Source organism: Paraburkholderia sp. UCT70 (assembly GCF_050434085.1).
In the GTDB taxonomy this organism is placed as follows: Bacteria; Pseudomonadota; Gammaproteobacteria; order Burkholderiales; family Burkholderiaceae; genus Paraburkholderia; species Paraburkholderia tuberum.
Map to the genome: position 1 here is coordinate 2,794,997 of NZ_JBNPVZ010000004.1, position 18,984 is coordinate 2,813,980.

General features: G+C 61.0%; 13 protein-coding genes, 2 tRNA genes and 3 rRNA genes. 10 read left to right on the forward strand and 8 right to left on the reverse strand.

Annotated features, from left to right (window positions below):
* The first annotated feature begins 42 nt into the window (after positions 1-42).
* Complete coding sequence (locus OKW41_RS38575; RefSeq protein WP_429451843.1) at positions 43-1,239, forward strand: M20 aminoacylase family protein; 1,197 nt, start codon at positions 43-45, stop codon at positions 1,237-1,239.
* A gap of 118 nt (positions 1,240-1,357) precedes the next feature.
* Here the strand turns inward: OKW41_RS38575 and rrf are convergent.
* The 6 genes from rrf to OKW41_RS38605 all read right to left on the reverse strand — a co-directional run bounded on the left by rrf (position 1,358) and on the right by OKW41_RS38605 (position 8,033).
* Positions 1,358-1,471 (reverse strand): 5S ribosomal RNA (gene rrf / locus OKW41_RS38580).
* Positions 1,472-1,723: 252 nt separating this feature from the next.
* Positions 1,724-4,605: ribosomal RNA gene (locus OKW41_RS38585) — 23S ribosomal RNA — on the reverse strand.
* A 366-nt stretch (positions 4,606-4,971) separates the two neighbouring features.
* Positions 4,972-5,047: transfer RNA gene (locus OKW41_RS38590), tRNA-Ala, on the reverse strand.
* Between the two features lie 53 nt (positions 5,048-5,100).
* Positions 5,101-5,177 (reverse strand) — tRNA-Ile (locus OKW41_RS38595).
* Between the two features lie 79 nt (positions 5,178-5,256).
* Positions 5,257-6,787, reverse strand: a 16S ribosomal RNA gene (locus tag OKW41_RS38600).
* The 16S, 23S and 5S rRNA genes sit together here with 2 tRNA genes alongside, the layout of an rRNA operon.
* Positions 6,788-7,256: 469 nt before the next feature.
* Positions 7,257-8,033, reverse strand: coding sequence for an enoyl-CoA hydratase (locus OKW41_RS38605; RefSeq protein WP_184036005.1), 777 nt, complete (start codon positions 8,031-8,033; stop codon positions 7,257-7,259).
* Between the two features lie 135 nt (positions 8,034-8,168).
* Between OKW41_RS38605 and paaN the strand changes: the two genes are divergently transcribed.
* The 4 genes from paaN to paaK all read left to right on the forward strand — a co-directional run bounded on the left by paaN (position 8,169) and on the right by paaK (position 12,707).
* The gene (paaN, locus tag OKW41_RS38610; RefSeq protein ID WP_429575768.1) at positions 8,169-9,869 is read left to right on the forward strand and encodes a phenylacetic acid degradation protein PaaN; all 1,701 of its coding nucleotides are present in this window, start codon (positions 8,169-8,171) and stop codon (positions 9,867-9,869) included.
* A gap of 166 nt (positions 9,870-10,035) precedes the next feature.
* On the forward strand, positions 10,036-10,827 hold the full coding sequence (gene paaG, locus OKW41_RS38615; RefSeq protein WP_429451846.1) for a 2-(1,2-epoxy-1,2-dihydrophenyl)acetyl-CoA isomerase PaaG: 792 nt from the start codon (positions 10,036-10,038) through the stop codon (positions 10,825-10,827).
* 1 nt (position 10,828) lies between these two features.
* Positions 10,829-11,290, forward strand: a complete 462-nt coding sequence (paaI, locus tag OKW41_RS38620) for a hydroxyphenylacetyl-CoA thioesterase PaaI (RefSeq protein ID WP_429575769.1) — start codon at positions 10,829-10,831, stop codon at positions 11,288-11,290.
* A gap of 112 nt (positions 11,291-11,402) precedes the next feature.
* On the forward strand, positions 11,403-12,707 hold the full coding sequence (gene paaK, locus OKW41_RS38625) for a phenylacetate--CoA ligase PaaK (protein ID WP_429575770.1): 1,305 nt from the start codon (positions 11,403-11,405) through the stop codon (positions 12,705-12,707).
* 187 nt (positions 12,708-12,894) lie between these two features.
* Here the strand turns inward: paaK and mltA are convergent, their stop codons facing one another.
* The gene (gene mltA / locus OKW41_RS38630; RefSeq protein ID WP_429575771.1) at positions 12,895-14,013 is read right to left on the reverse strand and encodes a murein transglycosylase A; all 1,119 of its coding nucleotides are present in this window, start codon (positions 14,011-14,013) and stop codon (positions 12,895-12,897) included.
* Between the two features lie 28 nt (positions 14,014-14,041).
* Here mltA and OKW41_RS38635 point away from each other — a divergent pair, with 28 nt between their 5' ends.
* On the forward strand, positions 14,042-14,203 hold the full coding sequence (locus tag OKW41_RS38635) for a hypothetical protein (RefSeq protein ID WP_176078910.1): 162 nt from the start codon (positions 14,042-14,044) through the stop codon (positions 14,201-14,203).
* Positions 14,204-14,348: 145 nt separating this feature from the next.
* Here the strand turns inward: OKW41_RS38635 and apaG are convergent, their stop codons facing one another.
* The gene (apaG, locus tag OKW41_RS38640) at positions 14,349-14,723 is read right to left on the reverse strand and encodes a Co2+/Mg2+ efflux protein ApaG (protein WP_429451850.1); all 375 of its coding nucleotides are present in this window, start codon (positions 14,721-14,723) and stop codon (positions 14,349-14,351) included.
* A gap of 328 nt (positions 14,724-15,051) precedes the next feature.
* Here apaG and rpe point away from each other — a divergent pair, with 328 nt between their 5' ends.
* From rpe to OKW41_RS38660, 4 genes are all read left to right on the forward strand, one after another.
* A complete protein-coding gene (rpe, locus tag OKW41_RS38645; RefSeq protein ID WP_429575772.1) occupies positions 15,052-15,735 on the forward strand; it encodes a ribulose-phosphate 3-epimerase in 684 nt (227 codons plus the stop codon).
* A 15-nt stretch (positions 15,736-15,750) separates the two neighbouring features.
* The gene (locus tag OKW41_RS38650) at positions 15,751-16,467 is read left to right on the forward strand and encodes a phosphoglycolate phosphatase (protein WP_429575773.1); all 717 of its coding nucleotides are present in this window, start codon (positions 15,751-15,753) and stop codon (positions 16,465-16,467) included.
* Between the two features lie 376 nt (positions 16,468-16,843).
* Positions 16,844-18,337: an anthranilate synthase component I gene (trpE, locus tag OKW41_RS38655; RefSeq protein ID WP_429447439.1), complete on the forward strand. Its 1,494-nt coding sequence runs from the start codon at positions 16,844-16,846 to the stop codon at positions 18,335-18,337.
* Between the two features lie 13 nt (positions 18,338-18,350).
* A complete protein-coding gene (locus tag OKW41_RS38660) occupies positions 18,351-18,968 on the forward strand; it encodes an aminodeoxychorismate/anthranilate synthase component II (protein ID WP_429575774.1) in 618 nt (205 codons plus the stop codon).
* Positions 18,969-18,984 lie beyond the last annotated feature (16 nt).

Genomic DNA, 18,984 nt, shown 5'->3' on the forward strand with positions numbered 1-18,984 from the left:
CGATCTCATGCTCGTCAAGCACAAACGCATAATCACTCCATCATGAAACTCATCCCCGAAATTCAGGCCGCTCGCGGCGAAATCCAGACCCTTCGACGAACCATCCATGCCCACCCGGAGCTGCGCTACGAAGAGACGGCGACTGCTGATCTCGTCGCGCGTTCGCTCGAGTCCTGGGGCATCGAGACTCACCGTGGTTTCGGCAAGACGGGCGTGGTCGGCGTATTGAAGCGAGGTAACGGCTCGCGCGCGATTGGCCTGCGAGCCGACATGGACGCGCTGCCGATCCAGGAGCTCAACAGCTTCGATCATCGTTCGACGAACGACGGCAAGATGCATGCGTGCGGGCACGACGGACATACGGCGATGCTGCTCGGTGCCGCGCACTACCTGGCCAGACATGGTGCTTTCGACGGCACGATCGTGTTCATTTTCCAGCCGGCTGAAGAAGGCGGCGCCGGCGCGAAGGCTATGATGGACGACGGCTTGTTCAACAAATTCGCCGTGGACGCCGTGTTTGGCATTCACAACTGGCCGGGCATGCCGGCGGGCCACTTCGGCGTGACCGAAGGCCCGATCATGGCGTCGAGCAATGAATTTCGCATCGAAATCAAGGGCGTCGGCTCGCATGCAGCGCTACCGCACAATGGCCGTGATCCGGTCTTTGCGGCGGTGCAAATTGCCAACGGGCTGCAAAGCATCATCACGCGAAACAAAAAGCCGCTGGATACTGCGGTATTGTCGATAACGCAGATACATGCGGGCGATGCGGTCAATGTGGTACCGGACGACGCTTGGATCGCGGGGACCGTTCGGACCTTCACTACAGAAACGCTCGACCTGATCGAGTCACGCATGCGCAAGATCGCGCACAGTACAGCCGAAGCATACGATTGCTCCGTTCAGATCCAATTCCACCGGAACTATCCCCCGACGATCAACAGCAGCGAGGAAGCGCGTTTTGCGGCGTCGATCATGAAAGAGATCGTTGGCGCGGAAAATGTCGATGACGCGGTTGAACCGACCATGGGTGCCGAGGATTTTTCGTTCATGCTGCTGGCGAAACCGGGTTGCTATGCGTTTTTGGGCAACGGCGATGGCGGCCACCGCGAGGCGGGCCACGGCGCGGGCCCTTGTATGCTGCACAACGCAAGTTATGACTTTAACGACGAGTTGTTGCCGGTGGGATCGACGTATTGGGTCCGACTGGCGCAGAAGTTTCTGGCGCAAGGGAAGTAGAGAGTTGAAAAGCGTTGAGGCGGGCGGAGGTGTCGCTTGCTTCAATGCTGTTTGTTAATTTTGACCGTGTAAGCGCAAAAACCCCACCGCGGCGGGTGGGGTTTCTGACTGGGGAGGAGCCTGACGATTACCTACTTTCACACGGGCAATCCGCACTATCATCGGCGTGGAGTCGTTTCACGGTCCTGTTCGGGATGGGAAGGGGTGGGACCGACTCGCTATGGTCATCAGGCATGACGGGTTGCTGCGTCGCAGGGTTGGAGTCAACCGGTTGCGCCACAGCCAATCGGGAAGAAGCGTAAAGGATTCGGGTGGGGGTTGTGTTGTTTCTGGCACAACACCGATCTCAACCGTGTGCGTGTTCCTGCCCCCTTCGGGGGTGGGGTCCGGGTAAGCGCTTTGCATGGGCCCGGAGTAAGTGCTGAAGCACTAACTCCGGCCGACAGCTGAAGCGCTCACGCTGACCGCAAAACACACCGGTTATAGGATCAAGCCTTACGGGCAATTAGTATCAGTTAGCTCAGTACATTACTGTACGTGCACACCTGACCTATCAACGTCCTGGTCTTGAACGACCCTTCAAGGGGCTCGAAGCCCCGGGGATATCTCATCTTAAGGCGAGTTTCCCGCTTAGATGCTTTCAGCGGTTATCTCTTCCGAACATAGCTACCCGGCGATGCCACTGGCGTGACAACCGGTACACCAGAGGTTCGTCCACTCCGGTCCTCTCGTACTAGGAGCAGCCCCCTTCAAATATCCAGCGCCCACGGCAGATAGGGACCAAACTGTCTCACGACGTTTTAAACCCAGCTCACGTACCTCTTTAAATGGCGAACAGCCATACCCTTGGGACCGGCTACAGCCCCAGGATGAGATGAGCCGACATCGAGGTGCCAAACACCGCCGTCGATATGAACTCTTGGGCGGTATCAGCCTGTTATCCCCAGAGTACCTTTTATCCGTTGAGCGATGGCCCTTCCATACAGAACCACCGGATCACTATGACCTGCTTTCGCACCTGTTCGACTTGTCAGTCTCACAGTCAAGCACGCTTATGCCATTGCACTATCAGCACGATTTCCGACCGTACCTAGCGTACCTTCGTACTCCTCCGTTACACTTTGGGAGGAGACCGCCCCAGTCAAACTGCCTACCATGCACTGTCCCCGACCCGGATCACGGGCCAAGGTTAGAACCTCAAACAGATCAGGGTGGTATTTCAAGGACGGCTCCACGCAGACTGGCGTCCACGCTTCATAGCCTCCCACCTATCCTACACAGACCGGTTCAAAGTCCAATGCAAAGCTACAGTAAAGGTTCATGGGGTCTTTCCGTCTAGCCGCGGGGAGATTGCATCATCACAAACACTTCAACTTCGCTGAGTCTCGGGAGGAGACAGTGTGGCCATCGTTACGCCATTCGTGCAGGTCGGAACTTACCCGACAAGGAATTTCGCTACCTTAGGACCGTTATAGTTACGGCCGCCGTTTACCGGGACTTCAATCAGGAGCTTGCACCCCATCATTTAATCTTCCGGCACCGGGCAGGCGTCACACCCTATACGTCCACTTTCGTGTTTGCAGAGTGCTGTGTTTTTATTAAACAGTCGCAGCCACCAGTTTATTGCAACCCTTTCACCCTTCTGGCGCAGGCCAGTCAGGCTATGAGGGCGTACCTTATCCCGAAGTTACGGTACCAATTTGCCGAGTTCCTTCTCCCGAGTTCTCTCAAGCGCCTTAGAATACTCATCTCGCCCACCTGTGTCGGTTTGCGGTACGGTCACTGTGAAACTGAAGCTTAGAGGCTTTTCCTGGAACCCCTTCCAGTTGCTTCGTCGCCTGAGCGACTCGCCTCGCACCCTTGAATTCCGCGCCCGGATTTGCCAAAGCGCCTTCTCCAATGCAAGGACCGGGACTTCCAACACCCGGACAACCTTCCGCGATCCGTCCCCCCATCGCATTTCACAATGGTGCAGAAATATTAATCTGCTTCCCATCAGCTACGCATTTCTGCCTCGCCTTAGGGGCCGACTCACCCTACGCCGATGAACGTTGCGTAGGAAACCTTGGGCTTACGGCGAGGGGGCCTTTCACCCCCTTTATCGCTACTCATGTCAGCATTCGCACTTCCGATACCTCCAGCACACTTTCCAGTGCACCTTCGCAGGCTTACGGAACGCTCTCCTACCATGCACATTGCTGTGCATCCGCAGCTTCGGTATATGGCTTAGCCCCGTTACATCTTCCGCGCAGGACGACTCGATCAGTGAGCTATTACGCTTTCTTTAAAGGGTGGCTGCTTCTAAGCCAACCTCCTGACTGTTTTAGCCTTCCCACTTCGTTTCCCACTTAGCCATATTTGGGGACCTTAGCTGGCGGTCTGGGTTGTTTCCCTCTTGACACCGGACGTTAGCACCCGATGTCTGTCTCCCGTGATTGCACTCTTCGGTATTCGGAGTTTGCTATGGCGTAGTAATCCGCAATGGACCCCACAACCATGACAGTGCTCTACCCCCGAAGGTGATACACGAGGCACTACCTAAATAGTTTTCGGAGAGAACCAGCTATTTCCAGGTTTGTTTAGCCTTTCACCCCTATCCACAGCTCATCCCCTAACTTTTCAACGTTAGTGGGTTCGGTCCTCCAGCACGTGTTACCGTGCCTTCAACCTGGCCATGGATAGATCACCTGGTTTCGGGTCTACACCCAGCGACTGGACGCCCTGTTCGGACTCGCTTTCGCTACGCCTGCCCTAATCGGTTAAGCTCGCCACTGAATGTAAGTCGCTGACCCATTATACAAAAGGTACGCCGTCACCCCTTCGCAGAGGCTCCGACTGTTTGTATGCATGCGGTTTCAGGATCTGTTTCACTCCCCTCCCGGGGTTCTTTTCGCCTTTCCCTCACGGTACTGGTTCACTATCGGTCGATCACGAGTATTTAGCCTTGGAGGATGGTCCCCCCATCTTCAGACAGGATTTCACGTGTCCCGCCCTACTTCTCGTACACCCAGTTCTTCCATGCTGTTTTCGTCTACAGGGCTATCACCTGCTATGGCCGCACTTTCCAGAGCGTTCGACTAACAATACAGATAACGTGTACAGGCTGATCCCATTTCGCTCGCCACTACTCTGGGAATCTCGGTTGATTTCTTTTCCTGCGGTTACTTAGATGTTTCAGTTCACCGCGTTCGCCTCACGCAGCCTATGGATTCAGCTACGGATACTCCATTAGGAGTGGGTTTCCCCATTCGGACATCTCCGGATCAATGCTCGTTTGCCAGCTCCCCGGAGCTTTTCGCAGGCTACCGCGTCCTTCATCGCCTGTGATCGCCAAGGCATCCACCACATGCACTTGTTCGCTTGACCCTATAACGGGTGTGTCTCTGTCGACCAGTGTTAGCGCTTTAGCGCTTACTCTGGTCCCATCCCCGGAGGGGACAGGTTCCCAAAGGAGTCGACCATTCACGTTCCGTTACAGGTTGAGTATTCGTGTTGCGCCGTATTCCAAGGCAATCTTTCGATCACCTTTAAAATACATCGATACAATCACAACCCTGATTCACCTACTCACACACCCATCTCCAGGTATGCTTTCGTGAATCTCTTTACTACTTCTTCCTGATTGTTAAAGAACGGCAGCCGGTATGAAGCCTGTGCCTCATACCGCCCTGACTGGCTCAATCGCCAATGCGCAACGCTCTGCCTTCAGGCAGAACCCTGCGCATTGAGGATTGGTGGAGGATGACGGGATCGAACCGACGACCCCCTGCTTGCAAAGCAGGTGCTCTCCCAGCTGAGCTAATCCCCCAGTCCCACAGCTATTCCAGCGGCCCCAGCCCTTCAGCTCACCAGACAAGACCGTGGTGGGTCTGGATGGATTCGAACCATCGACCCCCGCCTTATCAAGACGGTGCTCTAACCGGCTGAGCTACAGACCCCTGATGTCTGTCTGCGTTGCTTCCATTAACCACAGCCGATAAGCGTGAGCACTTGAGTGCAGTGAATGCACAGCTCTGGAAAGGAGGTGATCCAGCCGCACCTTCCGATACGGCTACCTTGTTACGACTTCACCCCAGTCATGAATCCTACCGTGGTGACCGTCCTCCTTGCGGTTAGACTAGCCACTTCTGGTAAAACCCACTCCCATGGTGTGACGGGCGGTGTGTACAAGACCCGGGAACGTATTCACCGCGGCATGCTGATCCGCGATTACTAGCGATTCCAGCTTCACGCACCCGAGTTGCAGAGTGCGATCCGGACTACGATCGGTTTTCCGGGATTGGCTCCACCTCGCGGCTTGGCAACCCTCTGTTCCGACCATTGTATGACGTGTGAAGCCCTACCCATAAGGGCCATGAGGACTTGACGTCATCCCCACCTTCCTCCGGTTTGTCACCGGCAGTCTCCCTGGAGTGCTCTTGCGTAGCAACTAGGGACAAGGGTTGCGCTCGTTGCGGGACTTAACCCAACATCTCACGACACGAGCTGACGACAGCCATGCAGCACCTGTGTTACGGCTCCCTTTCGGGCACTCCCGCCTCTCGGCAGGATTCCATACATGTCAAGGGTAGGTAAGGTTTTTCGCGTTGCATCGAATTAATCCACATCATCCACCGCTTGTGCGGGTCCCCGTCAATTCCTTTGAGTTTTAATCTTGCGACCGTACTCCCCAGGCGGTCAACTTCACGCGTTAGCTACGTTACCAAGCCAATGAAGGCCCGACAACCAGTTGACATCGTTTAGGGCGTGGACTACCAGGGTATCTAATCCTGTTTGCTCCCCACGCTTTCGTGCATGAGCGTCAGTATTGGCCCAGGGGGCTGCCTTCGCCATCGGTGTTCCTCCACATCTCTACGCATTTCACTGCTACACGTGGAATTCCACCCCCCTCTGCCATACTCCAGCGCTGCAGTCACCAATGCAGTTCCCAGGTTAAGCCCGGGGATTTCACATCGGTCTTACAGCACCGCCTGCGCACGCTTTACGCCCAGTAATTCCGATTAACGCTCGCACCCTACGTATTACCGCGGCTGCTGGCACGTAGTTAGCCGGTGCTTATTCTTCCGGTACCGTCATCCCTCACGGATATTAGCCACGAGGTTTTCTTTCCGGACAAAAGTGCTTTACAACCCGAAGGCCTTCTTCACACACGCGGCATTGCTGGATCAGGCTTGCGCCCATTGTCCAAAATTCCCCACTGCTGCCTCCCGTAGGAGTCTGGGCCGTGTCTCAGTCCCAGTGTGGCTGGTCGTCCTCTCAGACCAGCTACAGATCGTCGGCTTGGTAGGCCTTTACCCCACCAACTACCTAATCTGCCATCGGCCGCCCCTTGAGCGCGAGGTCTTGCGATCCCCCGCTTTCCTCTCCCGAGCGTATGCGGTATTAATCCGGCTTTCGCCGGGCTATCCCCCACTCCAGGACACGTTCCGATGTATTACTCACCCGTTCGCCACTCGCCACCAGACCGAAGTCCGTGCTGCCGTTCGACTTGCATGTGTAAGGCATGCCGCCAGCGTTCAATCTGAGCCAGGATCAAACTCTTCAGTTCAAACCTGTTACTGTTTTCGGGCTCTCTCGAACCCGGTCGCTCACTCAACGTACTGACGATGATTGATCCGTCTTCCGACAGACAAACCTTCCTCCAATACTGTGTGAGGCTTCTGATACTTCTGCCTGACAGCAGATTCCACAGAATCCGCCGCCGCATTCCGCATCAAGCGCCCACACTTATCGACTGTTAGTTTTTAAAGATCGGTCCGCCAAACCCGCAGCGCCTGAACCACCACTACCCGGCACTGCTTCGTTTGCGTCGCTGCGTCTGCAGCAGAGAAGCGAAATTATGGAGAACTTCCGTCGGATCGTCAACAGGTTTTTATCACTCGCTTAACCTGCCCACGCCGCTGAAGCCCTCGCCCTCAAAGGCTTCCCGCTTCTCCGCACCCCGGCGTCCGGAGCGCGAAAGAGCGGAATTCTAGTCGCCGACATCGGGACTTGCAAGCGATATTTTGACAAGCGTATTAACGGTGCTTGAAAACCGGTTTGCGCTTCTCCACGAACGCGGCCATGCCCTCTTTCTGGTCTTCGGTGGCGAAGAGCGAATGGAACAGGCGGCGCTCGAAATGCACGCCCTCCGCGAGCGTCGTTTCAAAGGCTCGGTTGACCGACTCCTTGACCATCAGCACCGCCGGCAGCGGGAATTCCGCAATGGTGGCGGCCGCGCCGACCGCTTCGTCAAGCAGCGATGCCGCCGGGATCACGCGCGAAACCAGTCCGGCGCGCTCCGCTTCGGCGGCATCCATGAAACGGGCGGTCAAACAGAGGTCCATCGCCTTCGCTTTTGACACCGCCCGCGGCAAGCGCTGCGTGCCGCCCGCGCCCGGCATGATCCCGAGCTTGATTTCCGGTTGACCGAACTTCGCCGTGTCGGCGGCGAAAATGATGTCGCACATCATCGCCAGTTCGCAGCCGCCGCCGAGCGCGAAGCCCGCCACCGCGGCAATGATCGGCTTACGGATCGAGCGAACCGTTTCCCAATTGCGCGTGATGTAGTCGCCCTTGTAGACATCCATATAGGAGTACGACGCCATCATCCCGATGTCCGCACCGGCCGCGAACGCTTTCTCGCTGCCCGTCACGACGATTGCGCCAATCGACTCGTCGCCGTCGAACTCGCGCAACGCAGCGCCTAGTTCGTCCATCAGCGCGTCGTTCAGTGCATTCAGAGCCTTCGGACGGTTGAGCGTAATCAGTCCGACCCGTCCCCGCGTCTCAACCAGAATGTTTTCGTAAGCCATGCCGCCTCCATAAGGGTTAATCGCACGCGAAAAACGCTTCGCGCATCGTCCGTGGTGATGCTACCATTCACCAACCAACCGGTCGGTCAATTATTCGACAGGTATTTCCCAAACGTACAGCCGAGCCTCTTTGCCATGACACATCCGCTATTCACCAAGCACGAAGACACGCTGCACAAAGCGCTCTCCGCGCTCGAAACGCGCGGCTACTGGAGCCCGTTCGTCGAGATGCCCAGTCCGAAAGTGTACGGGGAAACAGCCAACCCGGACGGCGAAGCCGCGTTCAAGGCGCTTCTAGACAAAACGTTCGACCTGGACCAACCGTCGACGGACGAGACCGTCGGCGCAGAGGTTTCGCCGTTCGGCTTCCAACTCGGCGTGCGTTACCCGAAAGCCGACCCGAGCACGCTCATCGCCGCATCTGCCGCGGCGCAACGCGATTGGCGCGCCGCCGGCCCGCAGGCATGGATCGGCGTGAGCCTCGAAATCCTCGCGCGCCTGAATCGCGCCAGCTTCGAGCTCGGCTACAGCGTGATGCACACGACCGGTCAGGCGTTCATGATGGCCTTCCAGGCAGGCGGCCCACACGCGCAGGACCGCGCGCTCGAAGCGGTCGCGTATGCCTGGGATCAGCTGCGCCGTATTCCCGCCGACGCGCACTGGGAAAAGCCGCAAGGCAAAAACCCGCCGCTCGCGATGCACAAGCGCTACACCGTCGTGCCGCGCGGCATCGGCCTCGTGCTCGGCTGCTGCACATTCCCGACGTGGAACGGCTATCCGGGCCTGTTCGCCGATCTGGCCACCGGCAACACGGTGATCGTCAAGCCGCATCCGGGCGCGATCCTGCCGCTCGCGCTGACCGTGCGCATCGCGCGTGACGTGTTGCGCGAAGCAGGCTTCGATCCGAACGTCGTCACGCTGCTGGCCACCGCCCCGAACGACGGCGCCCTCGTCCAGCAACTGGCCCAGCGCCCCGAGATCAAACTGATCGACTTCACGGGCAGCACCCAGAACGGCACCTGGCTCGAGCGCAACGCGCACCACGCGCAGGTCTACACCGAAAAAGCTGGCGTCAATCAGATCGTCATCGACTCGGTCGACGACATCAAGGCGGCCGCGCGCAACATCGCGTTCTCGCTGGCGCTGTACTCAGGCCAGATGTGCACCGCGCCGCAAAATATCTACGTACCGCGAGACGGCATTCGCACCGCGGAAGGCACGCTCAGCTTTGACGATGTCTCCCAGGCGCTTGCCGGCGCGGTGCAAAAGCTCGTCGCCGAACCGGCCCGCGCCGTCGAACTGCTCGGCGCGATCCAGAACGAAGGCGTCGTGCAGCGCATCGACGAAGCCGCCGGGCTCGGCCGCGTTCTCGTCGCGAGCCAGACGCTCGACCATCCGTCCTTTCCGGGCGCTCGCGTGCGCACACCGCTCGTATTGCAACTCGACGCCTCGACCGACCGCGCCCAGTTCACGAGAGAATGGTTCGGGCCGATCTCGTTCGTCATCGCGACGGACTCGACCACGCAGTCACTCGACCTCGCTGGCGACATTGCTGCCGAGCACGGCGCGCTAACGCTGGCGGTCTACAGCACGGACGACGCCGTGCTCGACGCCGCGCACGAAGCGTCGATTCGCGGCGGCGTCGCACTGTCGATCAACCTGACCGGTGGCGTGTTCGTCAACCAGTCCGCGGCTTTTTCGGACTTTCACGGCACCGGCGCCAACCCGGCCGCGAATGCCGCGCTTGCCGATGCCGCTTTCGTCGCCAACCGCTTCCGTGTCGTTCAAAGCCGCGTTCATGTTGAACCGAAAGCGGCGCCCGCGGTAGCCGGCTGAACGGCATAAGAAGGCTTCAGCACAACGCACGACTTCGTCCTATGCCGTTCGGCGGATGGACCGAGTCGTGCGCTCTGACTAACATCAGACATCGGATCGGCATCACGCGCCGACGCTAGTCGAGCGACCGTGCCCATCGGCCAAAGAGAGTTTGAGGAGACACCCCATGTCATATGAAGCGATCCGGCTGGACATCGACTCATCGAGCCACGTCGCCACCATCACGCTGAACCGCCCGGACAAGCTCAACAGCTTCACGCGCGCGATGCATCAGGAACTCGGCGCGGCACTCGACCAGGTCGAAAAGTCCGGCACCCGTGCGCTCGTGCTCACCGGCGCGGGACGCGGCTTCTGCGCCGGCCAGGATCTCGCCGACCTCGATTTCACGCCCGGCGCGATGACCGACCTCGGCGCCGTGATCGATGAATACTTCAATCCGTTGATCCGCCGTCTGCAAGCGCTACCGTTTCCGGTGATCGCCGCGGTCAACGGCACGGCCGCCGGCGCGGGCGCCAATCTCGCGTTGGCCTGCGACCTGGTGCTCGCAGGTCGCTCCGCGAGTTTCATCCAAGCGTTCGTGAAGATCGGCCTCGTGCCGGATTCGGGCGGGACGTGGTTCCTGCCGCAACGCGTTGGCATGGCACGCGCGCTCGGCCTCGCGATCACCGGCGACAAGCTCAGCGCCGACACAGCCGAAAGCTGGGGCTTGATCTGGCAAGCGCTCGACGACGCCGAATTGGCTCCGGCCGCGGCAAAACTCGCGGCCCAGCTTGCCCAGCAACCGACGCGCGCGATCGCCGCAATCAAGCAGGCGATGCGTGCCGGCACGACGCAAACGCTCGACCAGCAGCTCGATCTCGAGCGTGACCTGCAGCGCCAACTAGGCGCCTCGCACGATTACGCGGAAGGCGTGCAGGCATTTATCGAAAAGCGCGCGCCGCGCTTCGAGGGGCGTTGAGATGCCCACGCAAACCACCCGCCCCGACCAGATGACTGCCGACGAACTCGCCAGCGCGACAGCTGCCGCGATGTACGAAAACGACGCCTGCAGCCGCGCGCTCGGGCTCGAGATTCTCGAAGTGCGCCCCGGCTATGCGCGGCTGCGCATGGCGGTGCGCGACGACTTCCTGAACGGCCATCAGATCTGCCACGGTGGCCTGATCTTCACGCTCGCCGATTCGACCTTCGCGTTCGCCTGCAACACCTACAACATCAATACGGTTGCCGCCGGCTGCTCGATCGAATACCTCCGGCCGGTCTACGGCGGCGACGTGCTGAGCGCCGAAGCGGTCGAGCAGACATCGAGCGGGCGCACTGGCATCTACGATATTCGCGTCACGAATCGCGCCGGCGAGACCGTCGCGATGTTTCGCGGCAAGTCGGCGCAAATCAAGGGCAAGCTGATTCCCACCGGCGACTAACATTGAGCGGCGGCAAGCCAGAGCCGCCCCCGCGGACGACTGTCTGCGTGGCTCTCTGACGCCAACGCGTTACATATCAGACTCAGATACTGAGGCAGCAAGGAGACATTCGATGAGCACCGATCTTCCGCTCGATCCGATCGAGACCGCCAGCCGCGACGAGCTCGCCGCGCTCCAACTTGAACGGCTCAAATGGTCACTCACCCATGCGTATGAAAATTCGCCGGTGTACCGGCGCAAGTTCGACGAAGTCGGTGTTCATCCGGGCGATGTCAAGTCGCTCGCGGACCTCGCGCGCTTTCCGTTCACGACGAAGAAGGATTTGCGCGACAACTATCCGTTCGGCATGTTCGCGGTGCCGCAGGAGCAGATTTCGCGAATCCATGCATCGTCTGGGACGACCGGCAAACCGACCGTCGTCGGCTATACGGCGCGCGACATCGACACGTGGGCGAATCTCGTCGCCCGTTCGATACGCGCCGCCGGCGCGAAGCGCGGCGACAAGGTGCACGTGAGCTACGGCTACGGCCTCTTCACGGGCGGCCTCGGCGCGCATTACGGCGCCGAGCGCGCGGGGCTCACCGTGATTCCGTTCGGCGGTGGTCAGACCGAAAAGCAGGTGCAGTTGATCCAGGACTTCCGGCCGGACATCATCATGGTGACACCGAGCTACATGCTGTCGATCGCCGACGAACTCGAGCGCCAGGGTATCGACCCGGCTAGCTGCTCATTGCGCATCGGCATCTTCGGCGCTGAGCCGTGGACCAACGAAATGCGCGAGGCGATCGAAAAACGCATGGGCATCGACGCGGTCGACATCTACGGTCTCTCCGAAGTGATGGGCCCGGGCGTCGCCTCGGAGTGCGTCGAGACCAAAGACGGCCCGACGATCTGGGAAGACCATTTCTATCCCGAGATCATCGACCCCGAAACGGGCGAGGTGCTGCCCGATGGCGAACTCGGCGAACTCGTGTTCACGTCGCTGACGAAAGAAGCGCTGCCGATCATCCGCTACCGCACGCGCGATCTCACGCGCCTGCTGCCGGGCAGCGCCCGCGCGATGCGGCGTATGGAAAAAATCACGGGCCGCTCGGACGACATGATGATCGTCCGTGGCGTCAATGTGTTCCCGACGCAGATCGAAGAGTTGCTGCTCAAGCAGCACGCGCTCGCGCCGCACTATCAGATCGTACTGACGAAGGAAGGGCCGCTCGACGTGCTGACGCTGAACGTCGAACCGTGCCCCGAAAGCGCGCCGGATACTTCCGCGCTAACCACCGCGAAAAACGCGCTGGCGTACGACATCAAGGCGCTGATTGGCGTAAGCGCGGTGGTGAACGTGCTGGCCGTGAATGGGATCGAGCGCTCGGTGGGCAAGGCGCGGCGGGTGGTCGACAAGCGCAGATCGGGGCTCTAAGTCAGGCAACGGGCAGCGATGCGCAGAGTAAGAGCCCAACAAAAACGGCGTCACGCACGGATCCTGATCCAAACGTGACGCCGATTTCCACGACTTCTATTAACGGCTTCGCGGCAGCCTCCAACCCGCCTCCCGAAAACCGCTGTAACTCAAACGGCAGTCACGCTTCCGCCTGCGCCCCACCGCCTCACGAATTCGGCAGCAGCAACCACATCCGGCCACCCTGCTTCATCTTGCCAGCCAGATCACCGGCATCGTCGCCGAGGCCCCAGAAGTAGTCGGCGCGCACGCCGCCTTTGATCGCGGTGCCCGTGTCCTGCGCGAACACGAGGCGGTTCATCGGCGAGTTCGTCAGCGGCCGTGTGGTCTGCAGGAACACCGGCGTGCCGAGCGGAATCGCGCTCGGGTCGACCGCAATCGAGCGCTCCGGCGTCAGCGGCACGCCGAGCGCGCCGATCGGACCGTCCGCGCCACCGCTCGGCATAGTTTCGGCCGACGGCATCTCGCGAAAAAACACGAAGCGCGGATTGGTGTCGAGCAATCCATCGACGCGCGTCGGATTCGCGCGTGCCCATGCCTTGATGCCCTGCATCGTCGCCTGCGCGGGCGTGATCTCGCCATGATCGAGCAGCCAGCGCCCGATCGACTTGTACGGCTGACTATTGGTACCGCCAAAGCCGACGCGCATCACACTGCCGTCTTCCATCACGATGCGCCCGGAGCCCTGCACCTGCAAAAAGAATGCTTCGATCGGATCGTCGACCCACACGAGTTCGTTGCCGCTGAGCGCGCCCGAGCGTTCGAGCTGCGCGCGCGCCGGCAACGGCGCCCCCGCGCGATAGCCGGCGGGCCAGCGGTACAGCGCGGTCTGATATACCCCATGCCGCGTGCGCGAGCCCCGCAGCAGGGGCTCGTAGTAACCGGTGACCAGACCGTCGAGCGTGCCGTCGCTATTCGCGAGTTGGAACGGCGTGAAGTAGGCTTCGAAGAAGGCGCGCGCGCTGGTGACGTCGAGATCGTCGATTTGCGCGGCGGCCGCGCATGCACGCGACCAGTTCGGCTGACGCGCGAGCCTCGTGCAGTTTTGCCGCAACGCGGCCGTCGCGCCGATCAGCGAGTCGTCCTGCCAGCCCGGCACCTGCTGCCACGCAACCGCGGTCAAGCGCGACGACGCGATCTGGCCGGGGATGATCGCCGCGCCGCTCGGCGGCGAAGGCCGGAGCGCGCCGCCGCCACCGCAGGAGGCAAGCAACACCGCAACCGACAATGCACCGACCCACGCGCCGGCTCGGCGGACAAAACGCATACAATGTTCGTTCTTGATGGAAACCGCCATGTCTGATTTGTTCGACGAATACCCGATGCTCATCTTCGCGCTGGAATCGCTGCTCGCGCTGTTCCTGCTCGTCTTTATCGTTGTGTGGACGTCGTCTGGCAAGAAAAAAGCGAGACGTGCCAAGCCGGCGGAACGGTCCCAACAGCAAAAGCCGCAGTGACCCTGGCCGGCGGGTTGCATACAGAACCGCGCAACCCCTCGTGCATCAAGCGCTCGTCTGAGCGCTCATCCAACCACCCACTCAACTGCCCGCTGCGCCGCGCGCCGATACGAACTCGTTAACGACCGCGCAACACCGCGCCGGTTCAATGCAACGTTCGCGGCATGCGCAACACGAACTCCGGCACCGGCGCCTCGAAGCGCTCACCATCCTCCGCCACGCAGAAGTAATCGCCGCGCATCGTGCCGACCGGCGTCCCGATCACTGCCCAACTCGTGTATTCGAAATGCTCGCCCGGCTTGAGCAGCGGCTGATGACCGACCACGCCCAGGCCTTTGACTTCCTGGACGGTGTTTTCGCTGTCGGTGATGATCCAGTGACGCGCGATCAACTGTGCGGGCACCTGGCCGGTGTTACGGATGGTCAGCGTGTAGGCAAAGGCGTACTGGCGACGCTCCGGGTCCGATTCTTCAGGCAGGTAGTGCACCTGCGCCGAGACGCTGAATTCGTACTGGCTCATCCTGATTCCGATCTGATCAAACGGGCTGTGAAAAATCGTGGAAGGCCCGAACGCCAATGGTCTGCGGGTGCAGCGGCGATGCGGCGCTCATGGAATGGCATTCTGCTTGATGCGCGGCATGGCCGCAACCGGATACGCCTTTCGGCCAGCAGTGTCTAAGACGTTGGGACACGGCTGCTTTGCCGCGCCCAGTCTCCATGTCGTTTTTGCGCCGGCACTTTGCAAAGTTTCATCGCGCGATTCCGCCACGCCAACCGCGGCCAGCACCCCGGTCTGCACGCGCAAAACCGGTAAAATGGCGCTTTCCCGCTTGCATCGGCCCCCTGTCATGACGCAATTTCGCATCGCCCCCAGCATTCTCTCCGCCGACTTCGCCCGCCTGGGCGAAGAAGTCCGCAACGTCGTCGCCGCCGGCGCCGACTGGATCCACTTCGACGTGATGGACAACCACTACGTGCCGAACCTGACCATCGGCCCGCTCGTATGCGAAGCGATCCGCCCGCACGTGGACGTGCCAATCGACGTGCACCTGATGGTGCGTCCCGTCGACCGCATCGTGCCGGACTTCGCGAAAGCCGGCGCGAACCTGATCAGCTTTCACCCGGAAGCGTCGGATCACATCGACCGCACGCTGTCGCTGATCCGCGACCACGGCTGCAAGGCCGGCCTCGTGTTCAATCCGGCGACGTCGCTGAACTATCTCGATCATGTGATGGACAAGGTCGACCTCGTGCTGATCATGTCGGTGAACCCGGGCTTCGGCGGCCAGTCGTTCATCCCCGAGGCGCTCAACAAGCTGCGCGAAGCGCGCAAACGCATCGACGCGTACACCGAGCGCACCGGCCGCGACATCCACCTCGAAGTGGACGGCGGCGTGAAGGTCGACAACATCGCGGAAATCGCGGCGGCCGGCGCGGACACGTTCGTGGCCGGCTCGGCGATCTTTGGCCAGCCCGATCACAAGGTCGTGATCGACAAGATGCGCACCGCCCTCGCGACCGTCCAGCGTTAAAGACCAGCGCGCCTCATGACCACTTCGTATCCCGCCCCGACGTTTACCGGCCCGCGCCTCGAAGCCGCGATCATCGACCTCGACGGCACGATGATCGACACGGCCGACGACTTCACCGCCGGCGTGAACGGTATGCTCGCTCAGCTCGACGCGGAGGAAACGACGCGCGAGGAAGTGATCGGCTATGTCGGCAAGGGTTCGGAGCATCTGATCCGCAGCGTGCTTGCGCCGCGCTTCGAAGCCGAGCACGCGCAAGAGCGCTTCGACGAAGCGCTCGCGATCTATCAGGCCGAGTACGCGAAGATCAACGGCGTGCACACGCGGCTTTATCCAGACGTCGAGGCCGGTCTGCGCGCGCTGCGCGACGCGGGCCTGAAGCTCGCCTGCGTGACCAACAAGCCGCACCGCTTCGCGCTCGAATTGCTGCAGCAGTACCGGCTTGCACCGTATTTCAGCGTCGTGCTCGGCGGCGACAGTCTCGCGAAAAAGAAACCAGACCCGCTTCCGATGCTGACCGCCGCCGCGCAACTCGGCGTCGAGCCGAGCGCCACGGTGGCGATCGGCGACTCGGAAAACGACGCGCTGGCGGGCCGCGCGGCCGGCATGGCGACGCTGACCGTGCCCTACGGGTACAACCACGGCCAAGCTATACAAACGATAAAATCCGATGGTATAGTTGCCTCGCTGCTCGACGCCGCCGGGGCGATCGCAGCGCATCAATCCACGACTTAACAGTCCTTCATCCTCATGTTTCTGAATAAAAAACGGAGTCTGATTAGCATCGACCGGGGAGCCTGGCCCTGGCGTCGCTGGTCGCGCTAACCTCGCCTGAGGTACGCTGAAGCTCGTCTTCGGCAACCGTTTTTTACTTCGCTGCGCTCACGCGCTTTTTCCGTCGATCTGTTTTTGCGCAGTTGCATCGGCTGATTGAGCCTGCGCGTACCCGCAAGGTACCGTTGCTCACCCGCGCCGCTCGCACGCGCCGATGGAAGACCCGCGCCGGTCGGTATCATTGTGTCGAGAACGTCGACCCTCGCCCTGACCGGAGGCGCTTAGCCCCGCTTTGTCCGACGCTTGCTGCCGCCGGACCACCGTACAGGATCGGAACATGACCGAACTCGAATTCCAGTCCCTCGCCAACGAGGGTTTCAACCGCATCCCGCTGATCGCCGAAGCGCTCGCCGACCTCGAGACGCCGCTGTCGCTGTACCTGAAGCTCGCGCAGACCGAGCGCAACGGCGCGAACTCGTTCCTGCTGGAGTCGGTGGTCGGCGGCGAACGCTTCGGGCGTTATTCGTTCATCGGCCTGCCGGCGCGGACTCTCATGCGCACGCGCAACGGCGTGTCGGAAGTGGTCCGCGACGGCAAGGTCGTCGAGACGCACGACGGCGATCCGCTCGCGTTCATCCAGCAATTCCAGGCGCGCTTCAAGGTCGCGCAACGCCCGGGGCTGCCGCGCTTCACGGGCGGTCTCGCCGGCTACTTTGGCTATGACGCGGTGCGCTACATCGAGAAGAAGCTCGCGCACAGCGCGCCGAAAGACGACCTCAATCTGCCCGACATCCAGCTGCTGCTGACCGAGGAAGTCGCCGTCATCGACAACCTCGCCGGCAAGCTCTATCTGGTGGTCTACGCCGACCCGACCCAGGCCGAGGCGTACACGAAAGCGAAGCACCGTCTGCGCGAACTGCGCCAGCGGCTGCGCGTCACCGTCGAGCCGCCCGTCGTGTCGGCCAGCGTGCGCACCGAGATCTACCGCGAATTCGCGAAAGACGATTACCTGGCCGCCGTGCGCAAGGCGAAGGAATACATCGCCGCCGGCGAACTGATGCAGGTGCAAGTCGGCCAGCGCCTGATCAAGCCGTACCGCGACAATCCGCTGTCGCTGTATCGCGCGCTGCGCTCGCTGAATCCGTCGCCGTACATGTACTACTACAACTTCGGCGACTTCCACGTGGTCGGCGCGTCGCCGGAGATTCTGGTGCGCCAGGAAAAGCGCGGCGAGGACCGTATCGTCACGATCCGCCCGCTCGCCGGCACCCGTCCGCGCGGCAACACGCCCGAGCGCGATACCGCGCTCGCGACCGAGCTGCTGAACGATCCGAAGGAAATCGCCGAGCATGTGATGCTGATCGACCTCGCGCGCAACGACGTCGGCCGCATCGCGCAGATCGGCTCGGTGGTCGTGACCGACAAGATGGTGATCGAGAAGTACTCGCACGTGCAGCACATCGTCAGCTCGGTCGAAGGCAAGCTCAAGAACGACATGACCAATTTCGACGTGCTACGCGCCACCTTCCCGGCCGGCACGCTGTCGGGCGCGCCGAAGGTCCGCGCGATGGAACTGATCGACGAGCTCGAGCCCGTCAAGCGCGGCCTGTACGGCGGGGCGGTCGGCTATCTGTCGTTCACCGGCGAGATGGATCTGGCCATTACGATCCGCACCGGCGTGATCGCGAACGGCAATCTGTATGTGCAGGCGGCCGCGGGCGTGGTCGCCGATTCGGTGCCCGAATCCGAATGGCAGGAGACCGAGAACAAGGCACGCGCGGTAATGCGCGCGGCCGAGCAGGTCCAGGACGGCCTCGATAGCGACTTCTGACCGGAGACACACCATGCTGCTCATGATCGACAACTACGACTCGTTCACCTACAACTTGGTGCAGTACTTCGGCGAACTCGGCGAAGACGTGCGCACCTATCGCAACGACGAAATCACGCTCGACGAAATCGCCAGGCTGAACCCCGAGCGCATCTGCCTGTCGCCGGGCCCAAGCAATCCGCAACACGCGGGCATCACGCTCGACGTGCTGCGCGAATTCGCCGGCAAGACGTCGATTCTCGGCGTGTGCCTCGGCCATCAGGCGATCGGCGAGGCGTTCGGCGGCCGCGTCGTGCGCGCGCAGACCATCATGCATGGCAAGGTCAGCACGATCGAAACCGACTGCAAGGGCGTATTCGCGGACCTGCCGAAGCATTTCACGGTGACGCGCTACCACTCGCTCGCGATCGAACGCGAATCGCTGCCCGACTGCCTCGAAGTATCGGCATGGACTGAAGACGGCGAAATCATGGGCGTGCGCCACAAGGAACTGGCCGTGGAAGGCGTGCAGTTCCACCCGGAATCGATCCTGTCCGAACACGGCCACGCGCTGCTCGAAAACTTCGTCAAGCAGTCGAAGCTCGCCGTCGCCGTCAAGGCCTCGAATCACGCGGCGTCCCGCAATGCCTGACACAAGGGAGACGAGA